This window comes from Pseudomonas sp. TE6283 (assembly GCF_054060555.1).
The window spans coordinates 206,755-231,826 of record NZ_JBSSDH010000008.1; the positions used below are offsets into that span (position 1 = coordinate 206,755).

Below are 25,072 nucleotides of genomic sequence, written 5' to 3' on the forward strand. Positions count from 1 at the left end.
CCCCTTAATTCTCATCCACCTTCAGGAGCTGGGTCTGCATCGTTGTACAGTAGCACCAGCTACTCCTACTCATCTGGCAGAGGATCAAGCTCTGGTAGTGACGGTTACAGCAGGGGGGGTTATTTAACTCGATCAGAGAAGCGATGGCTGGCAATAGTCGTCATGCTGCTTTTCTTCGGAGCTCCACTCGCCTGGCTCTTCTATCCGTCCTGGCGCAGGCTGAGAAGCCGGGAACGAAAAACTCCTGTCATTCCAGTCCCGCAAGTTCTTCCGCGTGAAGCATGGGACGCTGAAGGTCTCTGTCCAAACTGCGGGAGCAGTATGGTTCAGCGGATGGCCAGGCGTGGACGGCACGCAGGGAAATCGTTCTACGGTTGTTCGAAGTACCCGAGATGCACTGGGATACGGCAGGCACAGCAACCGCTCACATAGCTCAGGTAGCAAGAGCGTTGCTGGCCAGGCATGTTCTTGAATGCCGCGACGGATCATGTGGTGCCCGATCAGGGCACACCACGTAATAGGGCCGCAAAGCGGCCCCGATGATGCGCAGAATCAGTCTCCCGAAACACTCTCTTCTTTCATCGCCTCCAGCTTGCCGAACTGCTCGCTGGCCAACCGGCTGATGATCCGGATCGCCTGGTGAATTCCCGCTGTGTTGCGGAAGCTCAGTTGCAGGTTGTGCTCGCACTCCAGCACTTCGTCATGCTGGACCAGCGCTTCGCCGAGCAGTTCGAGGGTCCAGACGTAGCTCTGGAGGGTGGACAGGCGTTCATGGTCAGGCATGGGGCACCTCCCGGTTGGCGCGGGTGGCGAGGGACTGGCTGTCAATCGGGTAGAAATTTGGGGATGAGGTGGCCACAGAGTTTGGCCGGCGGAGAGCGGATGCGAGGATCCTGTACAGATTTGCGAAATGCATGCATGAGGTCCTTTTCGGTTGAAGCACCACACCATCGTCGCCAAACGAATAGGGTGGCAGCTGTACGCAGGTTGGCGAACCGAGGAAAAGGAACCCGGCAGACCCGAAGGTCTCCCACGCACAGCCGCCATTACACGGAACTGCGGACACAAAAAAAGCGCCTGCAATCGTGATCGGGGCGCCGTTGCGCCTTTTTCGGTCGGGTCGCCAAACCCGGTCGCGGAAATGGCCGCGACGGAGGGAATTTATTCCTTGGGGGCTGCTAATGCAAGCTTGGTAGCGCTGGGAAAAGGCGATGGATGCTGCGGGAAACGACCTATCTCACAATGAATGGGTAGAGGGACTGTCATGAGACAGGCCCTCCTCCAGCACATGAAGCTGGATCGGATACAGGCGGACAGTGCGGAGACGGACGGTTGGTGGCCGTACACCTGGTACAACGTGTTGATCGAGTGAAGTTAGGTTAAAAGAACCGATGCTTTTCGCTGGGTTTCGGAGGTTTGCTCACAATATGCTGCTGGAGGTCGCGCACAGCATCTGGACTGTCAAGAATACCTTTATAGAAAGCTGTGGCCCAATTATTAGGGTACGGGTCGCATACTCGTTCACTAAGCCTGGACTCCAACATAGACTTGATGTCGCAAGGCTTGCTCTGAGCGAGCCTTATCCAATGACGATATTCTTCACGACAGAAACACACGATTCGCGCCCTGACCTGCAGACTATCCAAGTGAAGAATCACCCTCTCCAGATCACTCTCCGCAACACTTTCCGGGATACTAAATACTGGAGAAAAATTAGGTTTTCCACCCACCATCTTGACATGAATCTTGAACCTTAAAGTTGATAACTCCGGGCTATACATGGGATGAAGAAAGAGCGATTGTTTTTCTTTCTTACTAAAATATTTTACTCCTTTAATGGGAGCACACCCCCGACACTGGGGTACGAGATTGTCTGAAAATATTGCATACTCAGGCCAGTCCTCTTTCGGCAAGAAATGATCTAGCGTTTCCGGAGGACGAGGAGATCCGCAGCTTGGGCACTCATCTAAGGCATGATCTCGTCTACGTGCTTGTAACAGCAGCTTCAATGCAGAAGGAGGGCGCTCATAAAACTCCCTTAGTACATGACCAGAAATTGAAATTCCGGTTTTGCGCGGTTCCGTATCATACACCGCCATAAAACCGTCGAATTCTCGATACCTCTCATAAACCGCACATCTCACAAGTTCAAGAATAGCGGCATTTGTTTTACCTGAACCAATAGCCACTTTAAACCAAGAGCAACCCGGCCCTTCTCGTAGGTATGAGAGGTCCTTCATTCCGGCCTCCGCTCTATTTGAGGCTTCACATTCTCTTCACTTGCGATCACTTTACCACTCAAGTACGCCAGCGCTTCGTCACCCACTTTAGGGCCGAGTTTTTCAAAAGCCTCTTCTGGGCTTGCGCAATCAGCAACAGCCTTGTCGATTGAGTCCTCATAGGGTTTCCGCGTCTGGTAATCATCAAAGGCCAACCCCATGATAAGTTCTACGGTCTGGCCAAACGTTTCAAAGTTTGGCCGCGATACCTCTGTCCTGCCTTCCACCTTACGCAACACTGAAATTGCAGACTGCTCAACTTCTCTTGCCAAGATTGTAGAGTGCGTAGCAATGACGGCATTGGACCGAGTGGCTGCAAGCAACTGCTTCAACATATCTAGGAGCCCGACCTCCATTGATGGATGAAGATACAGTTCCGGTTCATCAAGAATGATTAAGCTCTCCTCGTCCACTTCGGACACCAAGTTTGGCAACAGATAGGAATAGATAGTTTGCCCGGAGCTCAGCGGAACAACTACACCCTCCTTAAGAAACTCCATACCTGAGATATAACTAAAATCTTGACATTTAGCGAGCCTCAGTCGCTCAACATCCGTATCACGACTGAGTACTATCGGCGAACCATTTTCCTTGAATACTTGAACCGCATCAAAATCGATTGAGCGGGACAACGTATCAAACAGAAGATCGAAACGACTGGCTTTAACCCACTCGTTCTCTGCATCATATTGCACAATCCTATGGAGTGCTCGAGCGCTGCTCTCTTTGGGCCACGATAGAGAAAAATCTCCCGCTGGATCACGGAAGCCAATGTAGACGTATTCATTGACAAGGCGCCGACGCCTTTCCTGCTCTTCTTCAGCAGTCAGATCACTTTCGTCAGTATCGCCAGCCTGGAGTTTTCTGACTTGGCTTGCGAGGGCGCTTGATAATTCAACCTCCGTCTTGAAGGTCTCAAATGGTGAATAGGCTGCCACAATAACTTTGTGAAAAAACGGCCAACTTTCCGTATGCTTTTCCACCCCTGTAACCAGGTCAACCAAATGACGAAGGACGTGGCTTTTTCCGGACCCATTACGTCCAATTAGCAAATTTATGTTAGTACGCCCCAACTTCCTAGCATTGTCAAAATTAAATTCAACAGAATCAAAGTTATCCGGAAGCCCCTCTAACTCAAACGAAAACCGCTCTTGAGCTTCATAGCCTCCGAGCGCTATTTGGTAGCCTTTCTTCAAAATAGCCTTAGCAAGACGATCTCTAAATAGGGAAAGTTCGAATCCCTCCCAAGTCGAAAAATCGCCGTACTTTTGCAAATTATAACTCCCATCACATATCTGGCGTAGATAATCCTCCGCCCTTTGGGGAATTAGTGCATAAATTCTGCGATAATAATCAATATCTGACGCTAAGGAAACTACCTTTTCATGATCAAGAAGCGCCGTGATCCGAACACTTCCTCCATGCTTATCACTGGAGGTTGCAAAAAACCTTGAAGAGTCATCATACCCCTTCACAAGTATTTTTGTGCGCCCCAAAGACTCTCGCTTGCCATTCTCTACATAATGAACCTGAAATGTAACTGTATAACCATAATCATCCCAAGCCTTGGGGTAATAGGTACCGACGTGGTCCTGCAGTAAGTGAACGCCATCAATTTTGTCAAAATCAAATTCGCTTGAATAGTAAAACTCCAGTCCTGGCATGCGTAATTCCTTTTATTAATTCGACGTAATATTTCAAGACATATTACGCCTGGCAAAACGCCACCACAAGTCCTTCACCACCTGTCTCGAACAGCATGCTCATCCCCAACCTCTCTTCATAAGGAATCTCTGGTCAAGTCAACACAGTTGCTCGAGCTGTGCTGAAATAGCCTTTCGTTCAGCCCCTCAACAAGCCTGGCCCATGAGTCAGATAAGCCTTTCCGATTTCGAGTACGCCGGTAAGCGCAAGCAAACCCGCCGTGAGCGCTTCCTGGCCGAGATGGAGCAGGTCATACCGTGGAGCGGTTTGGCGGCATTGATTGAGCCGCTTGATCCAAAGGCCAGCGGTGGTCGCATGCCATACCCAATGGAAACCATGGCGCTTGCGCGCCTATTACCGAAGATACGACGATCATGAATTCCCCCCCCCGCTGGAGAAGCATTAGCTCGCGGCAGGGATTCCGGAAACCATCAACAACTACCTGCAAGACAAATGCCTGTCGTTGCGTCAGGGCACGACTCCCGACACCACCATCATCCATGCTCCCAGTTCGACCAGGCAAACGCGATCCGGAAATGCATCAGACAAAGAAAGAATAATGGGGAGGGATTTATTTTTCGTTGAGCGTGGCGCCCTAACTTCGCGAAACTGAAATCTAATGGACTTTTAACGCCAACCCTGTATTCGATCTCTACAAACGCACCTCAAAGGATATCCACAATTAATAAGGTTAGTTATAACCGGACATTTTTAGACTATCATTAGGGTTACTAGCCTTAGAGTGAGCGCCATGACTTAACCTTTAGCTAGAAGGTGTCATGACAGGAACGGGGTGATCGCTTTGCTATATCCATTAATTACCCCCGAAGAAAAGAAGCCACCACACTGTGACTTGCGCGCGCAGCCTTCGCATTCTGGCACGTACTCATTCTTCCAATCGCTTATGGACTTGCGGTAGTAGGGAAGGATGTCTTCGTTCACGAGACACAATTGGTGGTTATAAACGGATACGTTCATGCGATAGGCGGCCAAAATACCGACAGCCTCACTTAGAACGTCTCGATAGTCGGCAGGATCAATCCACAGCGCGCCCAGATTGGCGCGCGTAAAACCGATCATTTCCAATCCCATCAACGTCACGTGATCGACAAACAGAAGGTTGCGCGCAATGTATTCGCACAGTTGCGGCAGGCGAATGATCGACTGCTTGTGCAAAACAATCCGAATCTCAACCTTTTGGCCAAGACGCTTAAGGTTCAGTATCCCCTGGACGGTCTCCTGAAATGCTCCCGGCGCTTGGACAATGTAGTCGTGCAAGCTAGGATCATCGGAGTAAAGTGGGATTCCGATCATGATATCGGGATGCTCAATTTCTGCGTACTGTCGAGCATAATGCTCGTCGGCAAAACTACGCCCGTTCGAAAGCACGTGGACAACTGTTCTCGGCAGATACGACTTCATCATCCGGATGAGATTGATGAACCGCTCCCCAGCTAGGGTAGGTTCTCCACCCGAAAACCCCACCTCCGGGGTCCCCCTAGGGATCAAAGGAATCAGCGCCTCGAGCTCGTCAAGGATCCAGCTGTCGTCAATGTTCTTAGGTGGTTGAGAGCACATCAAACAGTAGTGGTTACATTGCTCAGTCACCAATAGCGAGTTGTGACCGGACTTGGCCCTGAAAAGCACTCGAATAGCCCGGCCATCCAACCGGATAATGTCGTCGTGCCCCAGATAGTCATAGTCGTTGGGCAGCAGGGTGTATGAGCTCTTCCCCTTCAGTTCTTCCGCACGCCATCCAATAGACTCGGGAATCAGGTAGTGCTGATAGCCTTCAGGTAAATCCTTAGTAGAAACTAAAAAGGCTCGAGTCGCCCGCAGTACTTTAGGGAGCATCGGATTTGTGCTGACCTGCAGTAACAAGGAATGGTTCTGAACTTCTATCAGTTGAATATGCCCAACCTTTCCAGAGAGTTTCAGCATGCATTAGCCCACTGTATGAAGAGGCGGCGAATAGATGCGTCTGACTGCATCAGACCAATCAGGTGTTTGAAGATCGATATGTTTCGCTTGCAGAATGATGATTCTGACTTTCTGCCCAATACATCCTTGAAGATAGCATGATGGAACACCGGCTCGGCGCCGCAATAGGGTTCAAAAGCGCAGTCTGAGCACATTGGCGCGCTCAGAGTAAAAGATTGCTCCAAGGCATCGAGCAGTGCATCGGATAGGATAATGTCTTCGTAGCTGTCAGTCAGGACGTTACCCAACCGGAAAGACTGGTCCCCCATCTCTGCAAGCATCCGACTTTCGTCCGAAGCATATACAGAACCATCGTAGTTGAAGACGATTGCAGCAATACCGGCACCGGCGGGATTCATCAGGTCCACATAGCCTGGGTCGTTGCTCGTCAGCATTTTCTTGAGAATCAAGGATGCATAGTGCTCAACGAAAGGGATGCCAGCCTTGTTAAGCTCAAGAATATAGGAAAGCCCTTCTTTATAAAACTCCAGCCAGCGCTCCGTATCATAAGTCATGAACTTACGAGTCTTTATCGCAAAACCATACGGAGAAAGTGCTCGCAGGAAAATGCCGTTAAAGCCCAGTCGAACATATTCATCAATGATCTCCCGGACACGAGACAAGCTCTTGTCCGTGGTTGTCATTAACGCGCTAATACTGTCCACACCTAGGACATTGCGAGCTTTGGCTAGACCTGCTTCGAAGCGTTCGAAGCTATCGCGGCCGACGCGCGGGCGATTCGCATTGTGCAGGTCGGCAGGACCATCGAGCGACGTCGAAAGAATTACGCCATGCTCGTGGCAAAACGCGAGTACTTCATCGGTGAGTAACGACAATGTGGTGGCGATAACGAACTCTAAATCACGCTTCTCGTCTATGTTCCGCCGCTTCGCAGCCTCCACCACAAAACGCACCATCTCAAAGTTCAACAGTGGCTCACCGCCTTGGAATTCGATCTTGATAGCAGGGTTGGGAGAGCGAAAGACGAAATCCAGAGCCTTTTCCGCCATAGCAGGCGTCATGTCGAACGACGTCTCGCTGTCCATTTGCCGTGAGACCTGACAGTAGGGACAGCTGTGGTCACAGCGCAGTGTCACAACGAAGATGTGCAGGCTGGTAAAGCCCTTCAATCGCGAGAGTCTTGTACGCAGTTTCAACGCGAGTAGATCTAGAGGGGCCTGCTCATCAGTATGACGGATGAAATGCTTGGCGCGGAGGGATGCGTAAAGAGGATGATCCGTTCCTAGCTCTTTTTTGAGGACTGCAAGTAAATCCACCATCGGCACAACGAGGTGCTCGCCGATCATATTGGTGATGACGTAATCATCGCCGTCAAGACGATCAAACTTGAACGGCAGCAGCTCATATCCATCTTGCCGGGTATAGGCTTCCAAACCTTGGAATTTACTCACTTCAGTTCAACCTAGCGTTGGAAAATGCCAATCCCATGATGAGGTTGCGAATGGGAGCCGTCTCAGCCTGGAGCTGTGCACGCAACTGATAATCGAGCACGTCTTTCCGGAACTCCTCAACGGCACGCTCGAACACGTCCTGCTCGGTTGTGATGTTGCCCACCAACCTGCAGTGAATGCTTTCACCATCGACGGTCAAGTCGAGGGTAAAGGCACTCATAGCGCGGTATGCGGCCTTTTGGATTGCTTCTGCTCCGTACAGCTTGCTGTCGAAGGTCAGCTCAGCCAGGCCAGCCATTAGCGGCTCGAGTAGTGCGAACTGTGAGAGCTGTGGGACGCATGTGAACTGTGCGAGTGGTGGGCAGCGAACATCTGACCGTTCTCACCACGCTTAAGGATAAAGCTGAATAGGTTGTCACCTTGACGCCCAGTGACCATTTGCTCGCCAACCTGAACAATTGGCAATGCTGTACTTTGCGCCTCAATGCCTTGACTTCCATCTGCCTTAACGGCGTGGATCGTCGCAGTGGAGGCTGGTGCTTGGGTAGCGGTTACGGCGGCAGTCAGAGTGGCAAGGGGCAGTAGGAAATCGCGCTTTTTCATTTCAACATCCCTGTGACTGGTGTGGTTATTTTGGCACTATATACATGTTTCCAAATGAGTCAAAGTGCCACTAGTCGGCATGGTGCCTACCTGAAAAAGGGTGACAGATTTATTTTCTGACGGGACAGGGGCGGAAGCATGTGACTGAATGGTTTCAGCCATAACTCCATTGTGCAATCAGCATCACAGCCAACCACATGGACTACCCTTGGTTCCTTTCCAAAGAAAAGCCCGACTTTTAGCCGGGCTTCGTGTAACGCATTTTTGATCACACGCTCTTTTCTTGGGCTGCAACAATGATCTCGTTCTGTCGCTTAGTAGCCTCAACCAGGACGGCTGTGTAAACGCGCTTCTTCACGTCAGCTTTCGCATTGCGAATGAACTCAGCGAAGGGGCTTTTGACCTTCTCAGAACGCGACTTGAACGGATTCATGGATACCCCTCCCCAAGCGTCGCGACCAGCCTCTCGCAGGCGAAACGCCTTGCCCGACCTAAAAAGCAAAAAACCGCCCGAAGGCGGTTCATCAGCCCGATAGGGTAACTAAACACTATCGACAATTCTGGTGCCGGAGACAGGAATCGAACCTGCGACCTTCGCGTTACGAGTGCGCTGCTCTACCGACTGAGCTACACCGGCGTGTTGCGCAACGTACCATTGCCGTGTCCGTTACGCAAACCTCTGTTTCACCTCACTTTCACGGCGCCTTGCAGCCATTCGGCGCGAGGTCTTCCTCCACCGTGGTCACGCAGGTCCACCCGGCCTGGGTGCGGGCCAGGGTCACGGTCTTGCCCAGCACATTGGCCGGTGCGTCGGCCAGGGTGCAGGCGATGCTGGCGGTGCCGTCGGCCGCCGTGCCGCTGGCGGTGATCGCGCAATGGGCGGTGGCCGGCTGGCCGCCGAGGCTGGCGACGTCGGGCACGTCCTTGCCTTCGTTCAGGCGGATATCCATCGGCGTTTTCAGCGCGGAGATTTCCAGCAGCGCCGCGGCGGCTTTGGCCCGGGCCTGGTGGTTGGTGTACATGGGGATGGCGATGGTCGCCAGGATGCCGATGATCGCGACGACGATCATCAGTTCGATCAGGGTGATACCTCGTTGCCCTTTCATGAACGGTCTTCCTTCGTAATACATGGAGGCGCGGTCGGCGCATGTTCATCTTTTCGGCGCCCCGGCCGGCAGGCGCGCAGTAGGCCTGAACCGACACCTTTTGTCACCCCTGCACGGCAGGGCGTCATCTTCGCTGAACTACTCTAGTGAGCGTCATGGAAACGCGCCCGCCCTCGGGCCCGGCAAGCTGTTACGGGGCTTGTCGCCGCACTGCAAAGGACCTTCGCATGCCACCGTCTACCCGCCTCTACGCCTGGGAGGGCATCGATGCCTCCGGCGCTCGTCAACACGGCCAGCAACCGGGGCGCAGCCCGGCGTTCGTGCAGGCCTGGCTGCAACGCCAGGGCATCCGGGCCACGCGGGTGAGGTTGGCAGGTGGGTTGCAGTGGCGGTGGCCGCAGCGGGCGGGCAAGGCGGATGCGCCGGGGTTCAGCCGGCAGCTGGCGACCTTGCTGACGGCGGGGGTGCCGTTGTTGCAGGCGTTCGAGGTGATGGCGCGTAGCACGGTGGACAGCGGCATGGCGGCGTTGCTGGCGCGGTTGAAACAGGATGTGGCGGCAGGGCTTGGGCTGGCGGAGGCGTTGCAGCGGCACCCGGCGTGGTTCGATGCGCTGTACTGCAACCTGGTGCGGGTGGGCGAGCAATCGGGCACGCTGGACCGGCAGCTGGAGCAGATGGCGGGCATGCTGGAGAAGCGCCAGGCGCTGCGGCAGAAGGTGCGCAAGGCGATGCTGTATCCGGCGCTGTTGCTGCTGACCGGGCTTGGGGTGGCGGCGTTGCTGCTGCTGGAGGTGGTGCCGCGCTTTCAGGGGCTGTTCGCCAGTTTCGACAAGGCGCTGCCGGCGTTCACGCAGTGGGTGATCGATTTATCCACAGGGCTGGGCAATCACGTGGGGTGGCTGGTGCTGTTGATAACTGCGATGGGAGTTGGAGGGCGGGAGGTTTATCGGCGGCATCTGCCGGCGCGGCTGTGGATGGTGCGCTGGGGGCTGCGGGTGCCGGTGGTTGGCACCTTGCTCGGGCAGGCGGCGTTGGCGCGGTTTGCGCGCAGCCTGGCGACTTCTTATACAGCCGGCGTGGCGTTGCTGGATGCGCTGGCAACGGTGGCGCCGGTCAGTGGCAACTGCCTGCATGAGCGGGCGATCCTGGCGTTGCGCCAGGGCGTGGCCAATGGGGCAAGCCTGCAACAGGCGATGGAGGCGGACGGGCTGTTCCCGCCGCTGCTGCGCCAGCTGGTGGCGGTCGGCGAGGCCAGCGGCACCCTCGACACCATGCTGGACAAGGCCGCGCTACATTACGAAGAGCAGGTGAGCCAGGCGCTGGAGCAGTTGACCACGCTGCTGGAGCCGGCCATCGTGCTGATCCTCGGGCTGCTGGTGGGGGGCCTTGTCGTGGCGATGTACTTGCCGATCTTCCAGTTGGGTAGCCTGATCTGAATATGAATGCCTGGGCCGTAATCGTCGATCATCCGCCGTTCTTTTATGCCCTGGCCGCGGTGCTGGGGTTGCTGGTGGGCAGTTTTCTCAATGTGCTGGCGTACCGGCTGCCGCTGATGCTCGAGCGCCAGTGGCAGCGCGAGGCGCAGGAGGTGCTGGGGCTGCCGCAGGCCGAGCACGAGCGCTTCGACCTGTGTTTGCCGGCTTCGCGTTGCCCCCATTGCCAGCGCCCGATCCGGGCGTGGGAAAACATTCCGGTGTTGAGTTATGTGGCCTTGCGCGGGCGTTGCTCGGGGTGCAAGGCGCGGATCAGTGCGCGTTATCCACTGGTGGAGCTGGCCACTGCCCTGCTGTCACTGCTGGTGGCGTGGCATTTCGGGCCGGGGGTGGAAGCGCTGGCGGTGATGCTGCTGACCTGGGGGCTGATCGGCTTGAGCCTGATCGATGCCGAGCACCAGTTGCTGCCGGATGTGCTGGTGCTGCCGCTGTTGTGGCTGGGGCTGGTGGTCAACGCCTTCGGGCTGCTGGTGCCGCTGGCCGACGCGGTGTGGGGCGCGGTGGCGGGTTACCTGAGCCTGTGGACGGTGTACTGGGTGTTCAAGCTGGTGACCGGCAAGGAGGGCATGGGCTTTGGCGACTTCAAGCTGCTGGCCATGCTCGGGGCCTGGGGCGGTTGGCAGATTTTGCCGCTGACCTTGATGCTGGCCTCGCTGGTGGGGGCGTTGATCGGGCTGACGCTGGTGCGTTTGAAGCGCACGCAGATGGGCGCTGCGCTACCTTTCGGGCCTTATCTGGCCATTGCGGGGTGGATCGCCGTGCTCTGGGGTGATGAAATAGTCGCTTCTTACCTGCAACTGCTTGGAACCTGATGAGCACAGCGCCTTTCACCCCCTGGATTCTCGGCCTGACCGGCGGCATCGGCAGCGGCAAGAGCGCCGCCGCCGAGCGTTTCGTCGAGCTGGGCGTGCACCTGGTCGATGCCGACCAGGCCGCGCGCTGGGTTGTCGAGCCCGGGCGCCCTGCCCTGGCCAGCATCGTCGAACGCTTCGGCCCGGGCGTATTGCTGGAGGACGGCCAGCTCGACCGTGGCGCCTTGCGCCAGCAGATCTTCGCGGATCCTGCGCAACGGCAATGGCTGGAGCAGCTGCTGCACCCGCTGATCGGCCAGGAGATTTTCAGCTACCTGGCCAAGGCCGAGACGCCCTATGCGGTGTATGTGTCGCCGCTGTTGATCGAGTCGGGGCAGTTCAGCAAGACCCAGCGCATCTTGGTGATCGATGCGCCGACCGAGTTGCAGGTGCAGCGCACCTTGCAGCGGGACAACACCAATCCTGAGCAGGTGCAGGCGATTCTCAAGGCCCAGTTGGCCCGGGAAGAGCGCCTGCGCCATGCCGATGACGTGGTGGTCAATGATCGTGACCTGCAATCGCTGCACGACGAGATCGACCGCCTGCACCACTTTTACCTGACTTTGCGAGGAGGCCAGCCATGAGCCAGCCGATGACCGTTGATTGCCCGACCTGTGGGGCGCCTGTGGAATGGGGGGAGAAGAGCCCGTTCCGGCCGTTCTGCTCGGACCGCTGCAAGCTGATCGACCTGGGGGCCTGGGCGGCCGAGGAGCATAAGATCGTGGGGGCCGAAGAGTCCGAGGATGAGCTGTATTCGGGCGATCTGGAGCCGCGGCATTGAGGTAGGCGTTTTTAGAACGCTGATAGGTTCGACGTTGTTGGGGCCGCTTTGCGGCCCTTTCGCGACACAAGGCCGCTCCTACAAGTGATCGCATTCCCCTGTGAGCGGCCTTGTGTCGCGAAAGGGCTGCAGAGCAGCCCCAGAAAGCATCACCGCTCTTCATCCTTCCACGGCGCCTGCAAATAACGAGTGCGGTTGAACGTCTCCAGCCACTCGGGGCAGAACACCACCAGGGCACTGATCACCGTGCCATTGATGAACGCCTCGGGGAACATCATCAGCCACAGGTAGCCAACAAAGTCGCTGAGCCACTCGGGCATGGCGAACCGCTCGTCCATCCACAACACCCCCAGCCCGGCCGCCAGGCATACCAGCACGGTCAGCGCAGCGGGGAAAAAACCGCAACAGAAGATATACACAAACAGGTTACGCGGCTGGGCACGCTCGACCAGGATCGCGCACACCTCGGTGACCAGCACTGGCAAGCCGACGATCAGCAGGCCGTTTACGCCGATAGCGGCAAGGTCCTGGCGGCCGAGCAGCAACAGGCCAAGCTGAGCCAGGAAGCCGCCTAGCACAGCCAGCGGCCAGTCCAATAGCAGGGTGACGGCGGTCATGCCGATAAAGTGGTACGACACACCGGTATCGAAATCACGCCGCACCAGCCACAGCACGAACAGGCAGAACACCGTACCGAACAGCAGGTGCTGGCGGCGGGTATCGGTAAACAGCTCCACCCAGCGCGTGCGGCTGGCGGCCCAGACCAGCAGGGGCACGTAACCGAGCCAGCCAAGGGTGAGGCTGGTGCTGGACAAGACCTGTGCGCTGATCACCTGAACAATATCCCTGTCGGCCATGTGGACAAGCCTGAGTCTACACCCATTCTCCCTTTCGTCCGGTTGCTATAGGCTGGCAACTCCTTTCGCTGCAGGACGCATCCCCGATGACCGAAGGCATCAACCTGCCCTTGCTGCTGGGCGCGCTGTTCAGCGCCATCGCGGGGGTACTGCACCTGATGGTCATCGCCGTGGGGCCGCGCTGGTACCGCCTGTTCGGCGCGGGCGAGCGCATGGCCCGGGCCGCCGAACAAGGGCGCGCCTACCCTGCCCTGGTCACCCTGGTGATCTCATCGGTACTGCTGGTCTGGGCCGCCTACGCGCTGTCGGCAGCTGGCGTGATCGCGCCCTTGCCGTTGCTGATGCCGATCATCTGCCTCATTACCCTGGTGTACCTGGCGCGCGGCCTGCTGGGGCCGCTCTTGCTGGCTGGCACCGGGCGCAGCCGGCGTTTCATCGCGGTCAGTTCGGCGATCTGCGTGGGCGGCGGGCTGCTGCACTTGTTCGGGGTTGTCCAGCAATGGCTGGCGCTGGGCTGATTCCCACGCACAAACAGCATCTTACCGTCATCAATTAGCGACTAAGCTTGTCCCCATGGATGACTCAGACTACCTGCGCCTGCTTACCATCCAGGCCGAACAAGCCAATGCGTTCCTGTCCAATGCCCGCAAATGGGAGCGCGAGCGTTGGGTCTGCCAGCGCCTGCTGCAAGGGCTGAACATTCCCTACCGCAGCGAGGACTTCACCCCGGCCGGGCAGGAGCCGCCGGATGTGCTGTTCCGCGACGCGGCATTCGAAGTGTTCTTCGTGCTCGACGAGGGCCGCCGGCTCAACGACGAGTGGCGCGAGGAGCTGCAACGGCGGCGCAGCGCGTTTTCCCTGGCCCAGCTGGTGCGCCGCGAGCAGCGGCCCCGGCGGATCAGCGCCCAGGAACTGCTGGCGCGCCTGGCGCCGACGCTGCGCAAGAAATCACACAACTACCGCGAACGCGGGCTGGATCTGGGCGATCTGGACATCATCGCCTTCGCCAGCCTCAAGCGCGAAGTGCTCGACCTCAACAGCCATTTCCCGCCGCCCACCGAGTACCTGCGCCAGGGTTGGCGCTCGCTGTCGCTGGTGGGGCCGACCTTCGCCCGGGTGCTGTTCGCCCATCCGGACGCGCCGGATTTCCTGCGCGGCAACCTGGGGCGCAGCATCGTGTTCGACGTAGGCATCAGTCTTTGATCCAGTGCCGGGTGTCTTTGCGTTCACGTACACTCGGCGCCAGGGATAGAAAGCATTATCATTCGATCCATGCGTTTGCGTGAACGCTGTGGCGTACACGCAGTCACAAACGTCTATCTGACGAGGCCCACCATGACCAGCCGCCTGAATCCCGAAGATCAGCGTCGCGTCGATGAGTATCTGAGTGCCCCCCAGCATCAAGTCGAGCGCCGGCCTTTCCGGCCATGGCTGCTCCTGCTGCTGGTGGTGGCCGTGACCATCGGTCTGGGCCTGTTGAGCCGCCTGCTGAGTGGACTGGTGCTATGAGCTGCCTTGCGCTCGCCCGCCCCTCGTGCCGGATGCGGCCGGACCTTGTGTCCACGAATTCCGTAAAACTTGTGAGATATCCCCATGACTCATCGCATCGTGATTGTCGGCGGCGGCGCCGGCGGCCTGGAACTGGCGACCCGCCTGGGTAAAAGCCTGGGCAAGCGCAAACAGGCCGAGATCACCCTGGTTGATGCCAACCTGACGCACATCTGGAAGCCCCTGCTGCACGAAGTGGCGGCCGGCTCGCTGAACTCCTCGGAAGATGAACTGAACTACGTGGCCCAGGCCAAGTGGAATCACTTCAACTTCCAGATGGGCCGCATGAGCGGCCTGGACCGCGAAAGCAAGCAGATCCAGCTGGCCGCGACCCTCGACGACGAGGGCCGTGAGCTGCTGCCTGCGCGCACCCTCGGCTACGACACCCTGGTAATCGCCGTGGGCAGCAACACCAACGACTTCGGCACCCTGGGCGCGGCGCAACACTGCCTGTTCCTCGACAGCCGCAAGCAGGCCGAGCGCTTCCACCAGCAACTGCTCAACCACTACCTGCGCGCCCACGCAGGCGATGTGGCCAGCGAGCAGATCAGCGTGGCCATCGTCGGTGCCGGCGCTACCGGCGTGGAGCTGGCGGCCGAGCTGCACAACGCCGCCCACGAGCTGGCGGCCTACGGCCTGGACAAGATCCAGCCGAAAGACATGCACATCACCCTTATCGAGGCCGGCCCGCGAGTGCTGCCGGCGCTGCCGGAGCGCATCAGCGTGCCGGTGCACAAGACCCTGGAAAAACTCGGGGTGACAGTGATGACCAATGCCGCGGTCAGCGAAGTGACCGAGGATGGCCTGAAGACGGCGGCCGGCGAAGTGATCCAGGCCAGCCTGAAGGTGTGGGCGGCGGGCATTCGCGCGCCGGGCTTCCTCAAGGACATCGACGGCCTGGAAACCAACCGCATCAACCAGCTGGTGGTGCGCCCGACCCTGCAGACCACCCGCGACGACAATATCTTCGCCTTCGGCGACTGCGCCGCCTGCCCGCAGCCGGGCAGCGACCGCAACGTGCCGCCACGGGCCCAGGCCGCGCACCAGCAGGCTTCGTTGCTGGCCAAGAGCCTCAAGGCGCGCCTGGAGAACAAGGCGCTGCCGACCTACGAGTACAAGGACTACGGCTCGCTGGTGTCGCTGTCACGCTTCTCGGCGGTGGGCAACCTGATGGGTAACCTGATGGGCAGCGTGAAGCTGGAGGGCTGGCTGGCGCGGATGTTCTATGTGTCGCTGTACCGGATGCACCAGATGGCGCTGTATGGGTTCTTCCGCACGGCGATGATGATGCTGGGCAGCAAGATTGGGCGCGGGACTGAGCCGCGTCTCAAGTTGCACTGAGACCTTAAAATCCTGGGGCTGCTGCGCAGCCCTATCGCGACACAAGGCCGCTCCTACAGACGATCGAGTTCCCCTGTAGGAGCGGCCTTGTGTCGCGAAAGGGCCGCAAAGCGGCCCCAGCGATTCACCTGACCACGCGATACGTGCTCTGCACAAACCCACTTTCGTAGCTGGTCGTCTTCATGTGCTGCAACAGCACATCCTTCGCCAACCCGCCGAACAACGGAATCCCCTGCCCCAGCAGCACGGGAATGCGGGTAATGGTCAATTCATCCACCAACCCCTCACGCAAGAACCCCTGGATCAGCTTGCCGCCATCCAGGTACAGGCTCTTCGCGCCCGTCGCCTGCAGGTGCTCGAGCAATGCCGGGATCGGCCCCGGGTGCAGTTCGACCTGCGCCGGCGCGCCCTTGGGCAAGGCCTCGAGGGTGGCGCTGACCACCACCACTCGTGTATCCGGATACGGCCACTCGCCAAAGGTCATGACCTTGTCGAAGGTCCCGCGCCCCATCACCAGCGTATCGACGCCCGCCATGAACCCGGCATAGCCATGGTCGTCGGTGGACTGGGTGGCGCCCATCAGCCAATCGAGGCCGCCGTCTTCACGGGCGATATAGCCGTCCAGGCTGGTGGCGATGAAAACACTGGCTTTGAGTGGCATGCGCGGGCGCTCCTGCGGGCAAAGGCCACAGGGTAGCAAAGGGCGGGGAGATAAATCGCGGACAAAAGAAAAAGGGCATCTCAGTCGAGATGCCCTTTTTACATGGTGGGTCGTGTAGGATTCGAACCTACGACCAATTGGTTAAAAGCCAACTGCTCTACCAACTGAGCTAACGACCCGGAAAATGGTCGGGGTGAGGGGATTCGAACTCCTGACATCCTGCTCCCAAAGCAGGCGCGCTACCGGACTGCGCTACACCCCGAGATTGGCTCCGCGACCTGGACTCGAACCAGGGACCCAATGATTAACAGTCATTTGCTCTACCGACTGAGCTATCGCGGAACTGAACTTCGGTACATCTTTACTGCTTCGAAGTCTGTGTTAGCTTCGAACTCTTTAGCTGCTTCGCTTTCGCGTTGTCGCTGCTGAGGCCGGCTATTCTACATTCTTCGTTTTGCTTGTCAACCACTTTTTTTCGTTCAACTTACTGATTTGTAAGTTGTTTTGCGATCTCCGATGTTGCTGGTGATTCGCTCAGTGCCTGACAGCGGGGCGAATATTAGGGGCACTCTGATTTTTGTGCAAGCACTTTTTTCAAAATTTTCAGCAAGTTAGGTAGGAAGCCGGAAAATCAGGGGTTTGCGGCGCCTGCACTGGCCTTATCGCGGGGCAAGCCCGCTATGGCGTCGGGAAAGCCAACATAAAAAAGCCCCGCTTTCGCGGGGCTCTTCAACTACTGCCGTGATCAGGCGAAGACGATTTCCTCGCCCTGCACCTTCGCGGTGATCGCCGCACCCGGCAAGAACTCGCCAGACAGGATCAACTGCGCCAGCGGGTTCTCGATCCAGCGCTGGATCGCACGCTTGAGCGGCCGTGCGCCATACACCGGGTCGTAACCGACGGCGATCAGCTTGTCCAATGCCTCCGGGCTCAGGCTCAGCGACAGCTCGCGCTCGGCCAGGCGGCCACGCAGGCGGCCGAGCTGGATCTCGGTGATACCGGCGATCTGCTCGCGGCCCAGGGGCTCGAACACCACCACTTCGTCGATGCGGTTGATGAACTCCGGACGGAAGTGCGAACCCACCGCGTCCATCACCGCCGCGCGCTGCGCTTCGCGATCACCGGCCAGTTCCTGGATCTGCGCCGAGCCCAGGTTGGAGGTCATCACGATCACCGTGTTGCGGAAGTCCACGGTGCGGCCATGGCTGTCGGTCAAGCGGCCGTCTTCAAGCACCTGTAGCAACACGTTGAACACATCCGGGTGGGCCTTCTCCACTTCGTCGAGCAGCACCACCGAGTACGGCTTGCGACGCACGGCCTCGGTCAGGTAGCCGCCCTCTTCATAACCCACGTAGCCTGGCGGTGCGCCGATTAGGCGAGCCACCGAGTGTTTCTCCATGAACTCGGACATGTCGATGCGCACCATGGCCTCTTCGGTGTCGAACAGGAACTCGGCCAGCGCCTTGCACAGCTCGGTCTTGCCCACGCCGGTGGGCCCGAGGAACAGGAACGAGCCGCTGGGGCGGTTCGGATCGGACAGCCCGGCGCGGGAACGGCGCACGGCGTTGGCCACGGCGGTCACCGCCTCGTCCTGGCCGATCACCCGCTCATGCAGCAGGCTTTCCATCTTCAGCAGCTTCTCGCGCTCGCCTTCGAGCATCTTGGCCACCGGGATGCCGGTCCACTTGGACACCACTTCGGCGATTTCTTCCTCGGTCACCTTGTTGCGCAGCAGCTGGTTGTCGGTCTTGCCGTGCTGGTCGACCATCTGCAGGCTACGCTCCAGGTCCGGGATCACCCCGTACTGCAGCTCGGCCATGCGGCTGAGGTCGCCCTTGCGGCGCGCGGCTTCCAGTTCCTGGCGCGACTGCTCGATCTTCTGCTGGATCTGCGCCGAGCCCTGCACCTCGGCTTTTTCCGAGGCCCAGATCTCTTCGAGGTCGGCGTACTCGCGCTCCAGGCGGTCGATTTCCTCGGTCAGCTTCTCCAGGCGTTTCTTCGCCGCTTCGTCCTCTTCTTTCTTCAGCGCCTGGGATTCCACCTTCAGTTGGATCAAGCGACGGTCGAGGCGGTCGAGCACTTCCGGCTTGGAGTCGATCTCCATGCGGATGCGGCTGGCCGCTTCGTCGATCAGGTCGATGGCCTTGTCCGGCAGCTGGCGGTCGGTGATGTAGCGGTGGCTGAGCTTGGCCGCGGCGATGATCGCGCCGTCGGTGATGGCCACCTTGTGGTGCACTTCATAGCGTTCTTTCAGGCCGCGCAGGATGGCGATGGTGTCTTCCTCGCTCGGCTCCTCGACCAGCACCTTCTGGAAACGGCGCTCGAGGGCGGCGTCCTTCTCGATGAACTGGCGGTACTCGTTGAGCGTGGTGGCACCGACGCAATGCAGCTCGCCGCGAGCCAGGGCCGGCTTGAGCATGTTGCCGGCATCCATGGCGCCTTCGCCTTTACCGGCACCGACCATGGTGTGCAGCTCGTCGATGAACAGGATGATCTGGCCTTCCTGCTTGCTCAGTTCGTTGAGCAGGCCTTTGAGGCGCTCTTCGAACTCGCCGCGGTACTTGGCGCCAGCAATCAGCGCGCCCATGTCCAGGGCCAGCAGGCGCTTGCCTTTCAGGCCATCGGGCACCTCGCCGTTGATGATGCGCTGGGCCAGGCCCTCGGCGATGGCGGTCTTGCCCACGCCGGGTTCGCCGATCAGCACCGGGTTGTTCTTGGTGCGGCGTTGAAGCACCTGGATGGTGCGGCGGATCTCGTCGTCACGGCCGATCACCGGGTCCAGCTTGCCCTCTTCGGCGCGCTTGGTGAGGTCGACAGTGTACTTGTCCAGGGCCTGGCGCGATTCCTCGGCATTGGCGTCGTTCACCGCCGCGCCGCCGCGCAGGTTGTTGATGGCGTTCTCCAGGGCCTTCTTGCTCACGCCCTGGCCGAGCAGCAGCTTGCCGACCTTGCTGTTCTCGTCCATGGCGGCGAGCAGCACCAGCTCGCTGGAGATGAACTGGTCACCCTTCTGCTGGGCCAGGCGGTCGGCCTGGTTGAGCAGGCGTGCCAGGTCCTGGGACATGTTCACATCGCCCGTGGGGTTCTGGATTTTCGGCAGTTGGTCGAGCTCCTTGGTCAACGCCTTGCGCAGGCTGTTGATGTCAAAGCCGACCTGCATCAGCAGCGGCTTGATCGAGCCGCCCTGCTGGTCGATCAGCGCCTGCATCAGGTGCAGGGGCTCGATGGCCGGGTGGTCCATGCCCACGGCCAGGGATTGGGAGTCGGATAATGCCAGTTGCAGCTTGCTGGTCAGTCGGTCTATTCGCATGGGGGATACCTTCCTTTAAAGGGCAGGCGGAGCGATGGACAGCACCTGTAATGAAGAACCTGCCTGAGATGACCAATACATAAGGGTGATTCTGGAAGATTCAAGCGTAGCGGGGTTGACAGAGGTCAGCACCAGTAACGTCAGGCAACATGGGAGCGGGCTTGCCCCGCGATGGCGCCAGCAGATGAGATGGAGATGGCAGGGCCTGCGCTATCGCGGGGCAAGCCCGCTCCCACGCGATGTCCGCGTGGGCTGGGTAAGGTCAGCCCGGCTGCAACCAGACCAGCGAAGCAAAGCGTCCACCCTGCGGGGTGCGGCGATAAGAGAAGAAACGCGAGTCGCTGACCGTGCAGAACCCGCCACCATAAACGGCGGTAACGCCACGCGCCGCCAGGCGGATCCGCGCCAGCTGGTAGATATCGGCCATCAGCTTGCCCGGACGCTCGCCCTCGACAAACGCCTCAGCCGCCTCGGGATGCACGGCAGTGAAGGCATCGCGCACTTCCAGCCCCACCTCGAACGCCTGCGGCCCGATGGCGGGCCCCAGCCACACCAATACCTCTTCAGGCGCCAGCGCCAGGCGGTCGAGGGTGGCCTCCAGCACGCCACCGGCCAGCCCGCGCCAGCCGGCATGGGCAGCCGCCACTCGGGTACCGGCGCGGTCGCAGAACAGTGCAGGCAGGCAATCGGCAGTCATCACAGTGCAAGCGATGCCCGGCTGGTCGGTCCAGCTGGCATCGGCTTCGGCAACCACGGCGGGGTTGGCGTCGGCCACCACCAGCCCATGCACCTGCTTGAGCCAGGCGGGCTGGATGGCGAATTCGTCACTCAGGCGACGACGGTTCTCGGCGACCGCCTGCGGGTCATCGCCCACGTGGTCACCGAGATTGAAGGAGGCGTAGGGCGGCAGGCTGACGCCGCCCTCGCGGGTGGTGACACAGGCGCGAACCGAGGCCGGGGCCGGCCAGTCGGGGAGGATCAGCGACTGCGCCAGGCCACTCATCCGATGAAGCTCTCGCGGTCCTGGTCAAGCAGCGACAGCAGCCACTGGAAGTCGTCCGGCAACTCCGACTTCCATTCCATGCGCTCACCCGTGGTCGGGTGGTCCAGCGCCAGGAAACGCGCGTGCAGGGCCTGACGCGGGAAGTGCTTGACCGCCTCGACCATGGCCACGCTGGCGGCCGGTGGGATGCGGAAGCGTGCACCGTAGGTCTGGTCACCGACCAGCGGATAGCCGACATGGGCCATGTGCACACGGATCTGGTGGGTGCGGCCGGTTTCCAGCTTGACCCGCACATGGGTGTGCGAACGGAAGCGCTTGAGCACGCGGTAGTGACTGACGGCCGGCTTGCCGCCCTCGGTCACCGCCATGCGCTGGCGCTCGCCGCCGTGACGGCCGATCGGCGCGTCGATCTTGCCGCCGGCGATCACCACGCCGACCACGATGCACTCGTAGATACGGCTGACCGAACGCTTTTGCAGCTGGTCGACGAGGTTGGTCTGCGCCTGCAGGGTCTTGGCCACCACCATCAGGCCGGTGGTGTCCTTGTCCAGGCGGTGCACGATGCCGGCGCGCGGCACGTTGACGATGTCCGGGACATGGTGCAGCAGGGCGTTGAGCAAGGTGCCGTCGGGGTGACCGGCCGCCGGGTGGACCACCAGCCCGGCCGGCTTGTTGATCACCAGGATCTGGTCGTCCTCGTAGACGATGTCCAGCTCGATGTCCTGAGCCACCCATTCGCCCTGGGCCTCCTGCTCGGCTTCGAGGGCCAGGATGGAGCCGGTGTGGACGGTGTCGCGCGGTCGCAGCACCGCGCCATCGACGGTCAGGCGGCCATCCTTGATCCACGAGGACAGGCGCGAACGCGAGTACTCGGCGAACAATTGGGCGGCGACCTGGTCGAGGCGTTGGCCGCCCAGTTCGGACGGGACCTCTGCGCTAAGTTGAATGATCTCGGACATGCTCGAATCGACGGGCGTTCAGCCTTTGGTTTCGGCTGCGCGCTTGTGGTTAAATACGGCTTCTTTTGCCCCGGGGTTTGGCCGGGGGCGCTCATCATAACAGGACGGCACCGCCCAAGACAGCGGCCGTCAAAGGGACGCAAGCCGCCATGCAAGTGAAACACCTGCTGCTGATCGCCATCCTCGGGCTCACCGCTGCCTGTTCCTCGAACAAGGAAGTCATTGACGAGAACCTCAGCGAGGCCGAGCTGTACCAGCAGGCGCAGGCCGACCTGGACAACTCCAGCTACACCAGCGCCGTGAACAAGCTCAAGGCCCTGGAATCGCGCTACCCGTTCGGCCGCTACGCCGACCAGGCCCAGCTCGAGCTGATCTACGCCAACTACAAGAACTCCGAGCCCGAGGCCGCCAAATCCGCCGCCGAGCGCTTCATCCGCCTGCACCCGCAGCACCCGAACGTCGACTACGCCTACTACCTCAAGGGCCTGACCTCGTTCGACCAGGACCGTGGCCTGCTGGCGCGCTTCCTGCCGCTGGACATGACCAAGCGTGACCCGGGCGCCGCCCGCGACTCGTACAACGAGTTCGCCCAGCTGACCAGCCGCTTCCCCAACAGCCGCTACGCCCCGGACGCCAAGCAGCGCATGATCTACCTGCGCAACCTGCTGGCCTCCTACGAAATCCACGTGGCCAACTACTACCTGAGCCGCGAGGCCTATGTCGCCGCCGCCAACCGTGGCCGCTACGTGGTGGAGAACTTCCAGGAAACCCCGTCGGTGGGTGATGGCCTGGCTGTGATGGTCGAGTCGTACCAGCGCATGCACCTGGACGAGCTGGCGGCCACCAGCCTCGAGACCCTCAAGCTCAACTACCCGGACCACCCGAGCCTGGTCGATGGCCAGTTCGTCACCAAGGTGGACGAAAACGGCAACCGCTCGTGGCTGTCCAAGGCCACCCTGGGCCTGATCGACACCCAGGCGCCGCTGCCACCGGGCGAGACCCGCGCCAACCAGGACGTGGTCAAGCAGTTCCAGGATGCTCGCTCGGAAATGCCCGAAGAGCTGCTGCCCAAGGACGAGAACGGCGACCCGATCCTGCCGGAAGGTCCGAAGGAAGCCGAGAAAGACCGTTCCTGGTTCAGCTACATGACCTTCGGTCTGTTCGACTGATACCACGCGCGCAAAGAAAGGGAGGCCCGAGGCCTCCCTTTTTTCATGCCTGCGTCCTAGACTGTCGGCTTCTTTTCTCGACAAGCTGGACACCATGGTTCGCCTACTCTTCTGGATCGCCCTGATCGCCGCCGCGTTCTGGCTGTGGCGCAAGTTCAAGACCAGTCAGCAATCACCTGCCGAGCCGCGCCTGCAGGATCCGCTGAAGATGGTGCGCTGCGCCCATTGCGGCGTTCACCTGCCCAATGACCGGGCGTTATCGCGGGGCCAGGAGTGGTATTGCAGCCAGCAGCATCTGGAGCAGGGGCCTGGCCAGCAACGCTGACAGCCTGCGCGCCCTCTGTAGGAGCGGCCTTGTGTCGCGAAAGGGCCGCAAGGCGGCCCCGACGATCTTTGCGTCAACGCTGAAATCCTGGGGCCGCTACGCAGCCCTTTCGCGACACAAGGCCGCTCCTACAGTGACGATGCGCTCAGCCCAACCGCCCCCCAGGCGCATACGGCGCCGGATCGATGATCGGCTCGCGCCCCAGCAGCAAATCACCGAACAGCTGGCACGACGCCGGCGCCAGCACCAGCCCGTTGCGGTAATGCCCACAGTTCAGCCAAAGCCCCTCATGCCCCGGCACCGCGCCGATGTACGGGATGCCTTCCGGCGACCCTGGGCGCAGGCCCGCCCAGTGCCCCACCACCTCGGCATCCGCCAGCGCCGGCAGCAACTCCACCGCCGAGGCCTTCAGGCTCGCCAACGCATCACCGGTCGGGGTCTTGTCGTAGCCGGCATGCTCCAGGGTACTGCCCACCAGGATATGCCCGTCACGACGCGGGATCGCATAGCGCCCCTTGGCCAGGACCATGCTCGGCAAGAAGTCCTCGGCGCACTTGAACAGGATCATCTGCCCCTTCACCGGCTCCACCGGCAGCGTGAGCCCGAGGGTCTGCAGCAGGTCGCCGCTCCAGGCTCCGGCGCTGAGCACCACATCGTCGGCGGCGATCACACCGTCCTCGGTCTGCACACCAGTAATGCGGCCACCGTCTTGGACGAAACCGCTGACCTGGCAATGCTCGCGCAGGGTCACGTTCGCCAGCGCCTGCAGCGCGGCCTTCAGCGACTTCACCAACCGCGGGTTGCGCACGTTGGCCACGCCCGCCATGTAGATGGCATGGCGGTAACCCGGACCGAGCACCGGCACGGCGTCATAGGCCGCCGAGATATCCACCGCACTGAGCGGGCGATGCTCGCGAGCGGCCCAGGCCAGGGCCTCGGCTTCGTCTTCCAGATCCAGCCAGTACAGGCCGGTGGTGTGCACCTCGGGGTCGACCCCGGTGCTGGCGAACAGACGCTCGCCCAGCTGGGGATAAAAATCCTGCGACCAGTGCGCCAGGGCGGTCACCGCCGGGCTGTAGCGCCACGGGTACAGCGGCGAGACGATCCCGCCACCGGCCCAGGACGACTCCCGACCCACCTCGCCCTGGTCGCACACCACCACCCGATCAACATCCGCCGCCAGGTTGAACGCGGTCAGCAGGCCGATGACACCGCCGCCGACAATCACTACTTGCTTGCTCATGGTTCGATCCAACACCTGAAGTAATTCCACGGTGCCAGGGCACCTCATGATCTTCAGCTTCCCCAGCACGCCTGGTCGCCCGCGCCCGTGTTATCGCGCACGCCCGCCTGGTCGAGCAGGAAGTCGCCGCAGCGGTCATCCGCCATGAAGGCTTCGGGTGTGCGGCTGGCGCGCAAGCTGAAACGGTCAGTGTCGCGCCAGGCCTGCAGGCGGTAGTAGCGCGTGCCCGCGGGCAACACGGTGCTCAGCTGCTCGTTGTCGGCATAACCGCCCACGCGTGCGCGGTGCTGCTCCAGGCGCAATGCCGCGTCCTGCAGCAGGCCGACCGCTTCGCTTCGTGCGGCGCGGCGCAACTGGTCGCTGTAGCTGGGGTAGGCAATGGCTGCCAGCATGCCGATCAGCGCCACGACAATCAATAATTCGATCAGACCAAGGCCGCGCTGCATC

At 60.0% G+C, this 25,072-nt stretch carries 27 protein-coding genes, 4 tRNA genes and 1 pseudogene; 12 read left to right on the forward strand and 20 right to left on the reverse strand.

Annotation, left to right across the window (positions count from 1 at the left end; translation table 11 throughout):
- Nucleotides 1-162 precede the first annotated feature (162 nt).
- Nucleotides 163-432, forward strand: coding sequence for a topoisomerase DNA-binding C4 zinc finger domain-containing protein (locus ACVWZ5_RS13810; protein WP_257722095.1), 270 nt, complete (start codon nt 163-165; stop codon nt 430-432).
- A 120-nt stretch (nt 433-552) separates the two neighbouring features.
- On the opposite strand, the gene ACVWZ5_RS13815 is transcribed toward ACVWZ5_RS13810, so the two are convergent.
- The 3 genes from ACVWZ5_RS13815 to ACVWZ5_RS13825 all read right to left on the reverse strand — a co-directional run bounded on the left by ACVWZ5_RS13815 (nt 553) and on the right by ACVWZ5_RS13825 (nt 3,943).
- Entirely contained in the window at nt 553-783 is a 231-nt protein-coding gene (locus ACVWZ5_RS13815) for a hypothetical protein (RefSeq protein ID WP_457340680.1), read from the reverse strand.
- A gap of 596 nt (nt 784-1,379) precedes the next feature.
- Nucleotides 1,380-2,240 (reverse strand): hypothetical protein, encoded by an 861-nt coding sequence (locus tag ACVWZ5_RS13820; protein WP_457340681.1) that lies wholly within the window; start codon nt 2,238-2,240, stop codon nt 1,380-1,382.
- Entirely contained in the window at nt 2,237-3,943 is a 1,707-nt protein-coding gene (locus ACVWZ5_RS13825; protein ID WP_457340682.1) for an AAA family ATPase, read from the reverse strand. The genes ACVWZ5_RS13820 and ACVWZ5_RS13825 overlap by 4 nt, the downstream gene beginning before the upstream one ends.
- Nucleotides 3,944-4,145: 202 nt before the next feature.
- Here ACVWZ5_RS13825 and ACVWZ5_RS13830 point away from each other — a divergent pair.
- Nucleotides 4,146-4,537: pseudogene (locus ACVWZ5_RS13830) on the forward strand (IS5/IS1182 family transposase); the annotation flags it as partial.
- A gap of 223 nt (nt 4,538-4,760) precedes the next feature.
- Here ACVWZ5_RS13830 and hxsC read toward each other — a convergent pair.
- The 7 genes from hxsC to ACVWZ5_RS13865 form a co-directional block, all read right to left on the reverse strand.
- Entirely contained in the window at nt 4,761-5,924 is a 1,164-nt protein-coding gene (gene hxsC, locus ACVWZ5_RS13835) for a His-Xaa-Ser system radical SAM maturase HxsC (RefSeq protein WP_457340683.1), read from the reverse strand.
- A complete protein-coding gene (gene hxsB / locus ACVWZ5_RS13840; protein WP_457340684.1) occupies nt 5,918-7,375 on the reverse strand; it encodes a His-Xaa-Ser system radical SAM maturase HxsB in 1,458 nt (485 codons plus the stop codon). Before hxsB ends, hxsC begins: the two co-directional genes overlap by 7 nt.
- A gap of 1 nt (nt 7,376) precedes the next feature.
- Nucleotides 7,377-7,673: a His-Xaa-Ser system protein HxsD gene (gene hxsD / locus ACVWZ5_RS13845; RefSeq protein ID WP_182322021.1), complete on the reverse strand. Its 297-nt coding sequence runs from the start codon at nt 7,671-7,673 to the stop codon at nt 7,377-7,379.
- Complete coding sequence (gene hxsA2, locus ACVWZ5_RS13850; RefSeq protein ID WP_457340685.1) at nt 7,673-7,978, reverse strand: His-Xaa-Ser repeat protein HxsA2; 306 nt, start codon at nt 7,976-7,978, stop codon at nt 7,673-7,675. Before hxsA2 ends, hxsD begins: the two co-directional genes overlap by 1 nt.
- Before the next feature lie 268 nt (nt 7,979-8,246).
- Entirely contained in the window at nt 8,247-8,411 is a 165-nt protein-coding gene (locus tag ACVWZ5_RS13855) for a hypothetical protein (RefSeq protein ID WP_457340686.1), read from the reverse strand.
- A 128-nt stretch (nt 8,412-8,539) separates the two neighbouring features.
- Nucleotides 8,540-8,615 (reverse strand) — tRNA-Thr (locus ACVWZ5_RS13860).
- Between the two features lie 58 nt (nt 8,616-8,673).
- Nucleotides 8,674-9,084, reverse strand: coding sequence for a pilin (locus ACVWZ5_RS13865; RefSeq protein ID WP_186599367.1), 411 nt, complete (start codon nt 9,082-9,084; stop codon nt 8,674-8,676).
- A 227-nt stretch (nt 9,085-9,311) separates the two neighbouring features.
- Between ACVWZ5_RS13865 and ACVWZ5_RS13870 the strand changes: the two genes are divergently transcribed.
- Genes ACVWZ5_RS13870 through yacG form a run of 4 tightly spaced genes read left to right on the forward strand, consistent with a single transcriptional unit; the run spans nt 9,312 to nt 12,209 of the window.
- Complete coding sequence (locus ACVWZ5_RS13870; protein ID WP_457340687.1) at nt 9,312-10,520, forward strand: type II secretion system F family protein; 1,209 nt, start codon at nt 9,312-9,314, stop codon at nt 10,518-10,520.
- Between the two features lie 2 nt (nt 10,521-10,522).
- Entirely contained in the window at nt 10,523-11,389 is an 867-nt protein-coding gene (locus ACVWZ5_RS13875; protein WP_457340688.1) for a prepilin peptidase, read from the forward strand.
- Nucleotides 11,389-12,012: a dephospho-CoA kinase gene (gene coaE, locus ACVWZ5_RS13880; RefSeq protein ID WP_028689885.1), complete on the forward strand. Its 624-nt coding sequence runs from the start codon at nt 11,389-11,391 to the stop codon at nt 12,010-12,012. The genes ACVWZ5_RS13875 and coaE overlap by 1 nt, the downstream gene beginning before the upstream one ends.
- On the forward strand, nt 12,009-12,209 hold the full coding sequence (gene yacG / locus ACVWZ5_RS13885) for a DNA gyrase inhibitor YacG (protein ID WP_186600741.1): 201 nt from the start codon (nt 12,009-12,011) through the stop codon (nt 12,207-12,209). Before coaE ends, yacG begins: the two co-directional genes overlap by 4 nt.
- A 149-nt stretch (nt 12,210-12,358) precedes the next feature.
- Here the strand turns inward: yacG and ACVWZ5_RS13890 are convergent, their stop codons facing one another.
- Nucleotides 12,359-13,066, reverse strand: a complete 708-nt coding sequence (locus ACVWZ5_RS13890) for an energy-coupling factor ABC transporter permease (RefSeq protein ID WP_088851380.1) — start codon at nt 13,064-13,066, stop codon at nt 12,359-12,361.
- An 86-nt stretch (nt 13,067-13,152) separates the two neighbouring features.
- Here ACVWZ5_RS13890 and ACVWZ5_RS13895 point away from each other — a divergent pair, with 86 nt between their 5' ends.
- The 4 genes from ACVWZ5_RS13895 (at nt 13,153) to ACVWZ5_RS13910 (ending at nt 15,955) form a co-directional block, all read left to right on the forward strand.
- A complete protein-coding gene (locus ACVWZ5_RS13895; protein WP_062575180.1) occupies nt 13,153-13,584 on the forward strand; it encodes a hypothetical protein in 432 nt (143 codons plus the stop codon).
- 55 nt (nt 13,585-13,639) lie between these two features.
- The gene (locus tag ACVWZ5_RS13900) at nt 13,640-14,269 is read left to right on the forward strand and encodes a DUF1780 domain-containing protein (RefSeq protein ID WP_069016168.1); all 630 of its coding nucleotides are present in this window, start codon (nt 13,640-13,642) and stop codon (nt 14,267-14,269) included.
- Nucleotides 14,270-14,401: 132 nt separating this feature from the next.
- Nucleotides 14,402-14,575, forward strand: coding sequence for a DUF3094 family protein (locus ACVWZ5_RS13905; RefSeq protein WP_023631877.1), 174 nt, complete (start codon nt 14,402-14,404; stop codon nt 14,573-14,575).
- An 84-nt stretch (nt 14,576-14,659) separates the two neighbouring features.
- Nucleotides 14,660-15,955 carry an NAD(P)/FAD-dependent oxidoreductase gene (locus ACVWZ5_RS13910; protein WP_084941588.1) on the forward strand — a complete coding sequence of 432 codons (1,296 nt, stop codon included), beginning with the start codon at nt 14,660-14,662 and terminating at the stop codon, nt 15,953-15,955.
- A 124-nt stretch (nt 15,956-16,079) separates the two neighbouring features.
- Here ACVWZ5_RS13910 and ACVWZ5_RS13915 read toward each other — a convergent pair whose 3' ends face one another.
- The 7 genes from ACVWZ5_RS13915 to rluD all read right to left on the reverse strand — a co-directional run bounded on the left by ACVWZ5_RS13915 (nt 16,080) and on the right by rluD (nt 21,888).
- Nucleotides 16,080-16,616 carry a dihydrofolate reductase family protein gene (locus tag ACVWZ5_RS13915; protein WP_186600744.1) on the reverse strand — a complete coding sequence of 179 codons (537 nt, stop codon included), beginning with the start codon at nt 16,614-16,616 and terminating at the stop codon, nt 16,080-16,082.
- A 103-nt stretch (nt 16,617-16,719) separates the two neighbouring features.
- A tRNA-Lys gene (locus ACVWZ5_RS13920) sits at nt 16,720-16,795 on the reverse strand.
- A gap of 6 nt (nt 16,796-16,801) precedes the next feature.
- A tRNA-Pro gene (locus ACVWZ5_RS13925) sits at nt 16,802-16,878 on the reverse strand.
- A gap of 4 nt (nt 16,879-16,882) precedes the next feature.
- Nucleotides 16,883-16,958, reverse strand: a tRNA-Asn gene (locus ACVWZ5_RS13930).
- A gap of 403 nt (nt 16,959-17,361) precedes the next feature.
- On the reverse strand, nt 17,362-19,926 hold the full coding sequence (gene clpB, locus ACVWZ5_RS13935) for an ATP-dependent chaperone ClpB (RefSeq protein WP_069016171.1): 2,565 nt from the start codon (nt 19,924-19,926) through the stop codon (nt 17,362-17,364).
- Between the two features lie 262 nt (nt 19,927-20,188).
- Nucleotides 20,189-20,929, reverse strand: a complete 741-nt coding sequence (pgeF, locus tag ACVWZ5_RS13940) for a peptidoglycan editing factor PgeF (RefSeq protein ID WP_186600745.1) — start codon at nt 20,927-20,929, stop codon at nt 20,189-20,191.
- Nucleotides 20,926-21,888, reverse strand: a complete 963-nt coding sequence (gene rluD / locus ACVWZ5_RS13945; RefSeq protein WP_028689894.1) for a 23S rRNA pseudouridine(1911/1915/1917) synthase RluD — start codon at nt 21,886-21,888, stop codon at nt 20,926-20,928. The genes pgeF and rluD overlap by 4 nt, the downstream gene beginning before the upstream one ends.
- A 149-nt stretch (nt 21,889-22,037) precedes the next feature.
- On the opposite strand from rluD, the gene ACVWZ5_RS13950 reads away from it, so the two are divergent.
- Entirely contained in the window at nt 22,038-23,057 is a 1,020-nt protein-coding gene (locus tag ACVWZ5_RS13950) for an outer membrane protein assembly factor BamD (protein WP_028689895.1), read from the forward strand.
- A gap of 94 nt (nt 23,058-23,151) precedes the next feature.
- Nucleotides 23,152-23,382, forward strand: coding sequence for a PP0621 family protein (locus tag ACVWZ5_RS13955; RefSeq protein ID WP_028689896.1), 231 nt, complete (start codon nt 23,152-23,154; stop codon nt 23,380-23,382).
- A 145-nt stretch (nt 23,383-23,527) separates the two neighbouring features.
- Here the strand turns inward: ACVWZ5_RS13955 and thiO are convergent, their stop codons facing one another.
- On the reverse strand, nt 23,528-24,625 hold the full coding sequence (gene thiO / locus ACVWZ5_RS13960; protein WP_446846870.1) for a glycine oxidase ThiO: 1,098 nt from the start codon (nt 24,623-24,625) through the stop codon (nt 23,528-23,530).
- 53 nt (nt 24,626-24,678) lie between these two features.
- Entirely contained in the window at nt 24,679-25,071 is a 393-nt protein-coding gene (locus tag ACVWZ5_RS13965; protein WP_028689898.1) for a type IV pilin protein, read from the reverse strand.
- Nucleotide 25,072: the final 1 nt, after the last annotated feature.

Bases quoted from the DNA above. Each gene is read 5' to 3' on its own strand.
- ACVWZ5_RS13955 (WP_028689896.1), top strand. From the start codon at position 23,152: ATGGTTCGCCTACTCTTCTGGATCGCCCTGATCGCCGCCGCGTTCTGG.
- ACVWZ5_RS13910 (WP_084941588.1), top strand. From the start codon at position 14,660: ATGACTCATCGCATCGTGATTGTCGGCGGCGGCGCCGGCGGCCTGGAA.
- ACVWZ5_RS13865 (WP_186599367.1), bottom strand. From the start codon at position 9,084: ATGAAAGGGCAACGAGGTATCACCCTGATCGAACTGATGATCGTCGTC.
- ACVWZ5_RS13820 (WP_457340681.1), bottom strand. From the start codon at position 2,240: ATGAAGGACCTCTCATACCTACGAGAAGGGCCGGGTTGCTCTTGGTTT.
- hxsD (WP_182322021.1), bottom strand. From the start codon at position 7,673: ATGGCTGGCCTGGCTGAGCTGACCTTCGACAGCAAGCTGTACGGAGCA.
- ACVWZ5_RS13895 (WP_062575180.1), top strand. From the start codon at position 13,153: ATGACCGAAGGCATCAACCTGCCCTTGCTGCTGGGCGCGCTGTTCAGC.
- clpB (WP_069016171.1), bottom strand. From the start codon at position 19,926: ATGCGAATAGACCGACTGACCAGCAAGCTGCAACTGGCATTATCCGAC.
- coaE (WP_028689885.1), top strand. From the start codon at position 11,389: ATGAGCACAGCGCCTTTCACCCCCTGGATTCTCGGCCTGACCGGCGGC.
- ACVWZ5_RS13815 (WP_457340680.1), bottom strand. From the start codon at position 783: ATGCCTGACCATGAACGCCTGTCCACCCTCCAGAGCTACGTCTGGACC.
- ACVWZ5_RS13810 (WP_257722095.1), top strand. From the start codon at position 163: ATGCTGCTTTTCTTCGGAGCTCCACTCGCCTGGCTCTTCTATCCGTCC.
- ACVWZ5_RS13875 (WP_457340688.1), top strand. From the start codon at position 10,523: ATGAATGCCTGGGCCGTAATCGTCGATCATCCGCCGTTCTTTTATGCC.
- rluD (WP_028689894.1), bottom strand. From the start codon at position 21,888: ATGTCCGAGATCATTCAACTTAGCGCAGAGGTCCCGTCCGAACTGGGC.
- ACVWZ5_RS13855 (WP_457340686.1), bottom strand. From the start codon at position 8,411: ATGAATCCGTTCAAGTCGCGTTCTGAGAAGGTCAAAAGCCCCTTCGCT.
- ACVWZ5_RS13825 (WP_457340682.1), bottom strand. From the start codon at position 3,943: ATGCCAGGACTGGAGTTTTACTATTCAAGCGAATTTGATTTTGACAAA.
- hxsA2 (WP_457340685.1), bottom strand. From the start codon at position 7,978: ATGAAAAAGCGCGATTTCCTACTGCCCCTTGCCACTCTGACTGCCGCC.
- ACVWZ5_RS13900 (WP_069016168.1), top strand. From the start codon at position 13,640: ATGGATGACTCAGACTACCTGCGCCTGCTTACCATCCAGGCCGAACAA.
- ACVWZ5_RS13905 (WP_023631877.1), top strand. From the start codon at position 14,402: ATGACCAGCCGCCTGAATCCCGAAGATCAGCGTCGCGTCGATGAGTAT.
- yacG (WP_186600741.1), top strand. From the start codon at position 12,009: ATGAGCCAGCCGATGACCGTTGATTGCCCGACCTGTGGGGCGCCTGTG.
- ACVWZ5_RS13965 (WP_028689898.1), bottom strand. From the start codon at position 25,071: ATGCAGCGCGGCCTTGGTCTGATCGAATTATTGATTGTCGTGGCGCTG.
- pgeF (WP_186600745.1), bottom strand. From the start codon at position 20,929: ATGAGTGGCCTGGCGCAGTCGCTGATCCTCCCCGACTGGCCGGCCCCG.
- ACVWZ5_RS13870 (WP_457340687.1), top strand. From the start codon at position 9,312: ATGCCACCGTCTACCCGCCTCTACGCCTGGGAGGGCATCGATGCCTCC.
- ACVWZ5_RS13915 (WP_186600744.1), bottom strand. From the start codon at position 16,616: ATGCCACTCAAAGCCAGTGTTTTCATCGCCACCAGCCTGGACGGCTAT.
- ACVWZ5_RS13950 (WP_028689895.1), top strand. From the start codon at position 22,038: ATGCAAGTGAAACACCTGCTGCTGATCGCCATCCTCGGGCTCACCGCT.
- ACVWZ5_RS13890 (WP_088851380.1), bottom strand. From the start codon at position 13,066: ATGGCCGACAGGGATATTGTTCAGGTGATCAGCGCACAGGTCTTGTCC.
- hxsC (WP_457340683.1), bottom strand. From the start codon at position 5,924: ATGCTGAAACTCTCTGGAAAGGTTGGGCATATTCAACTGATAGAAGTT.
- thiO (WP_446846870.1), bottom strand. From the start codon at position 24,625: ATGAGCAAGCAAGTAGTGATTGTCGGCGGCGGTGTCATCGGCCTGCTG.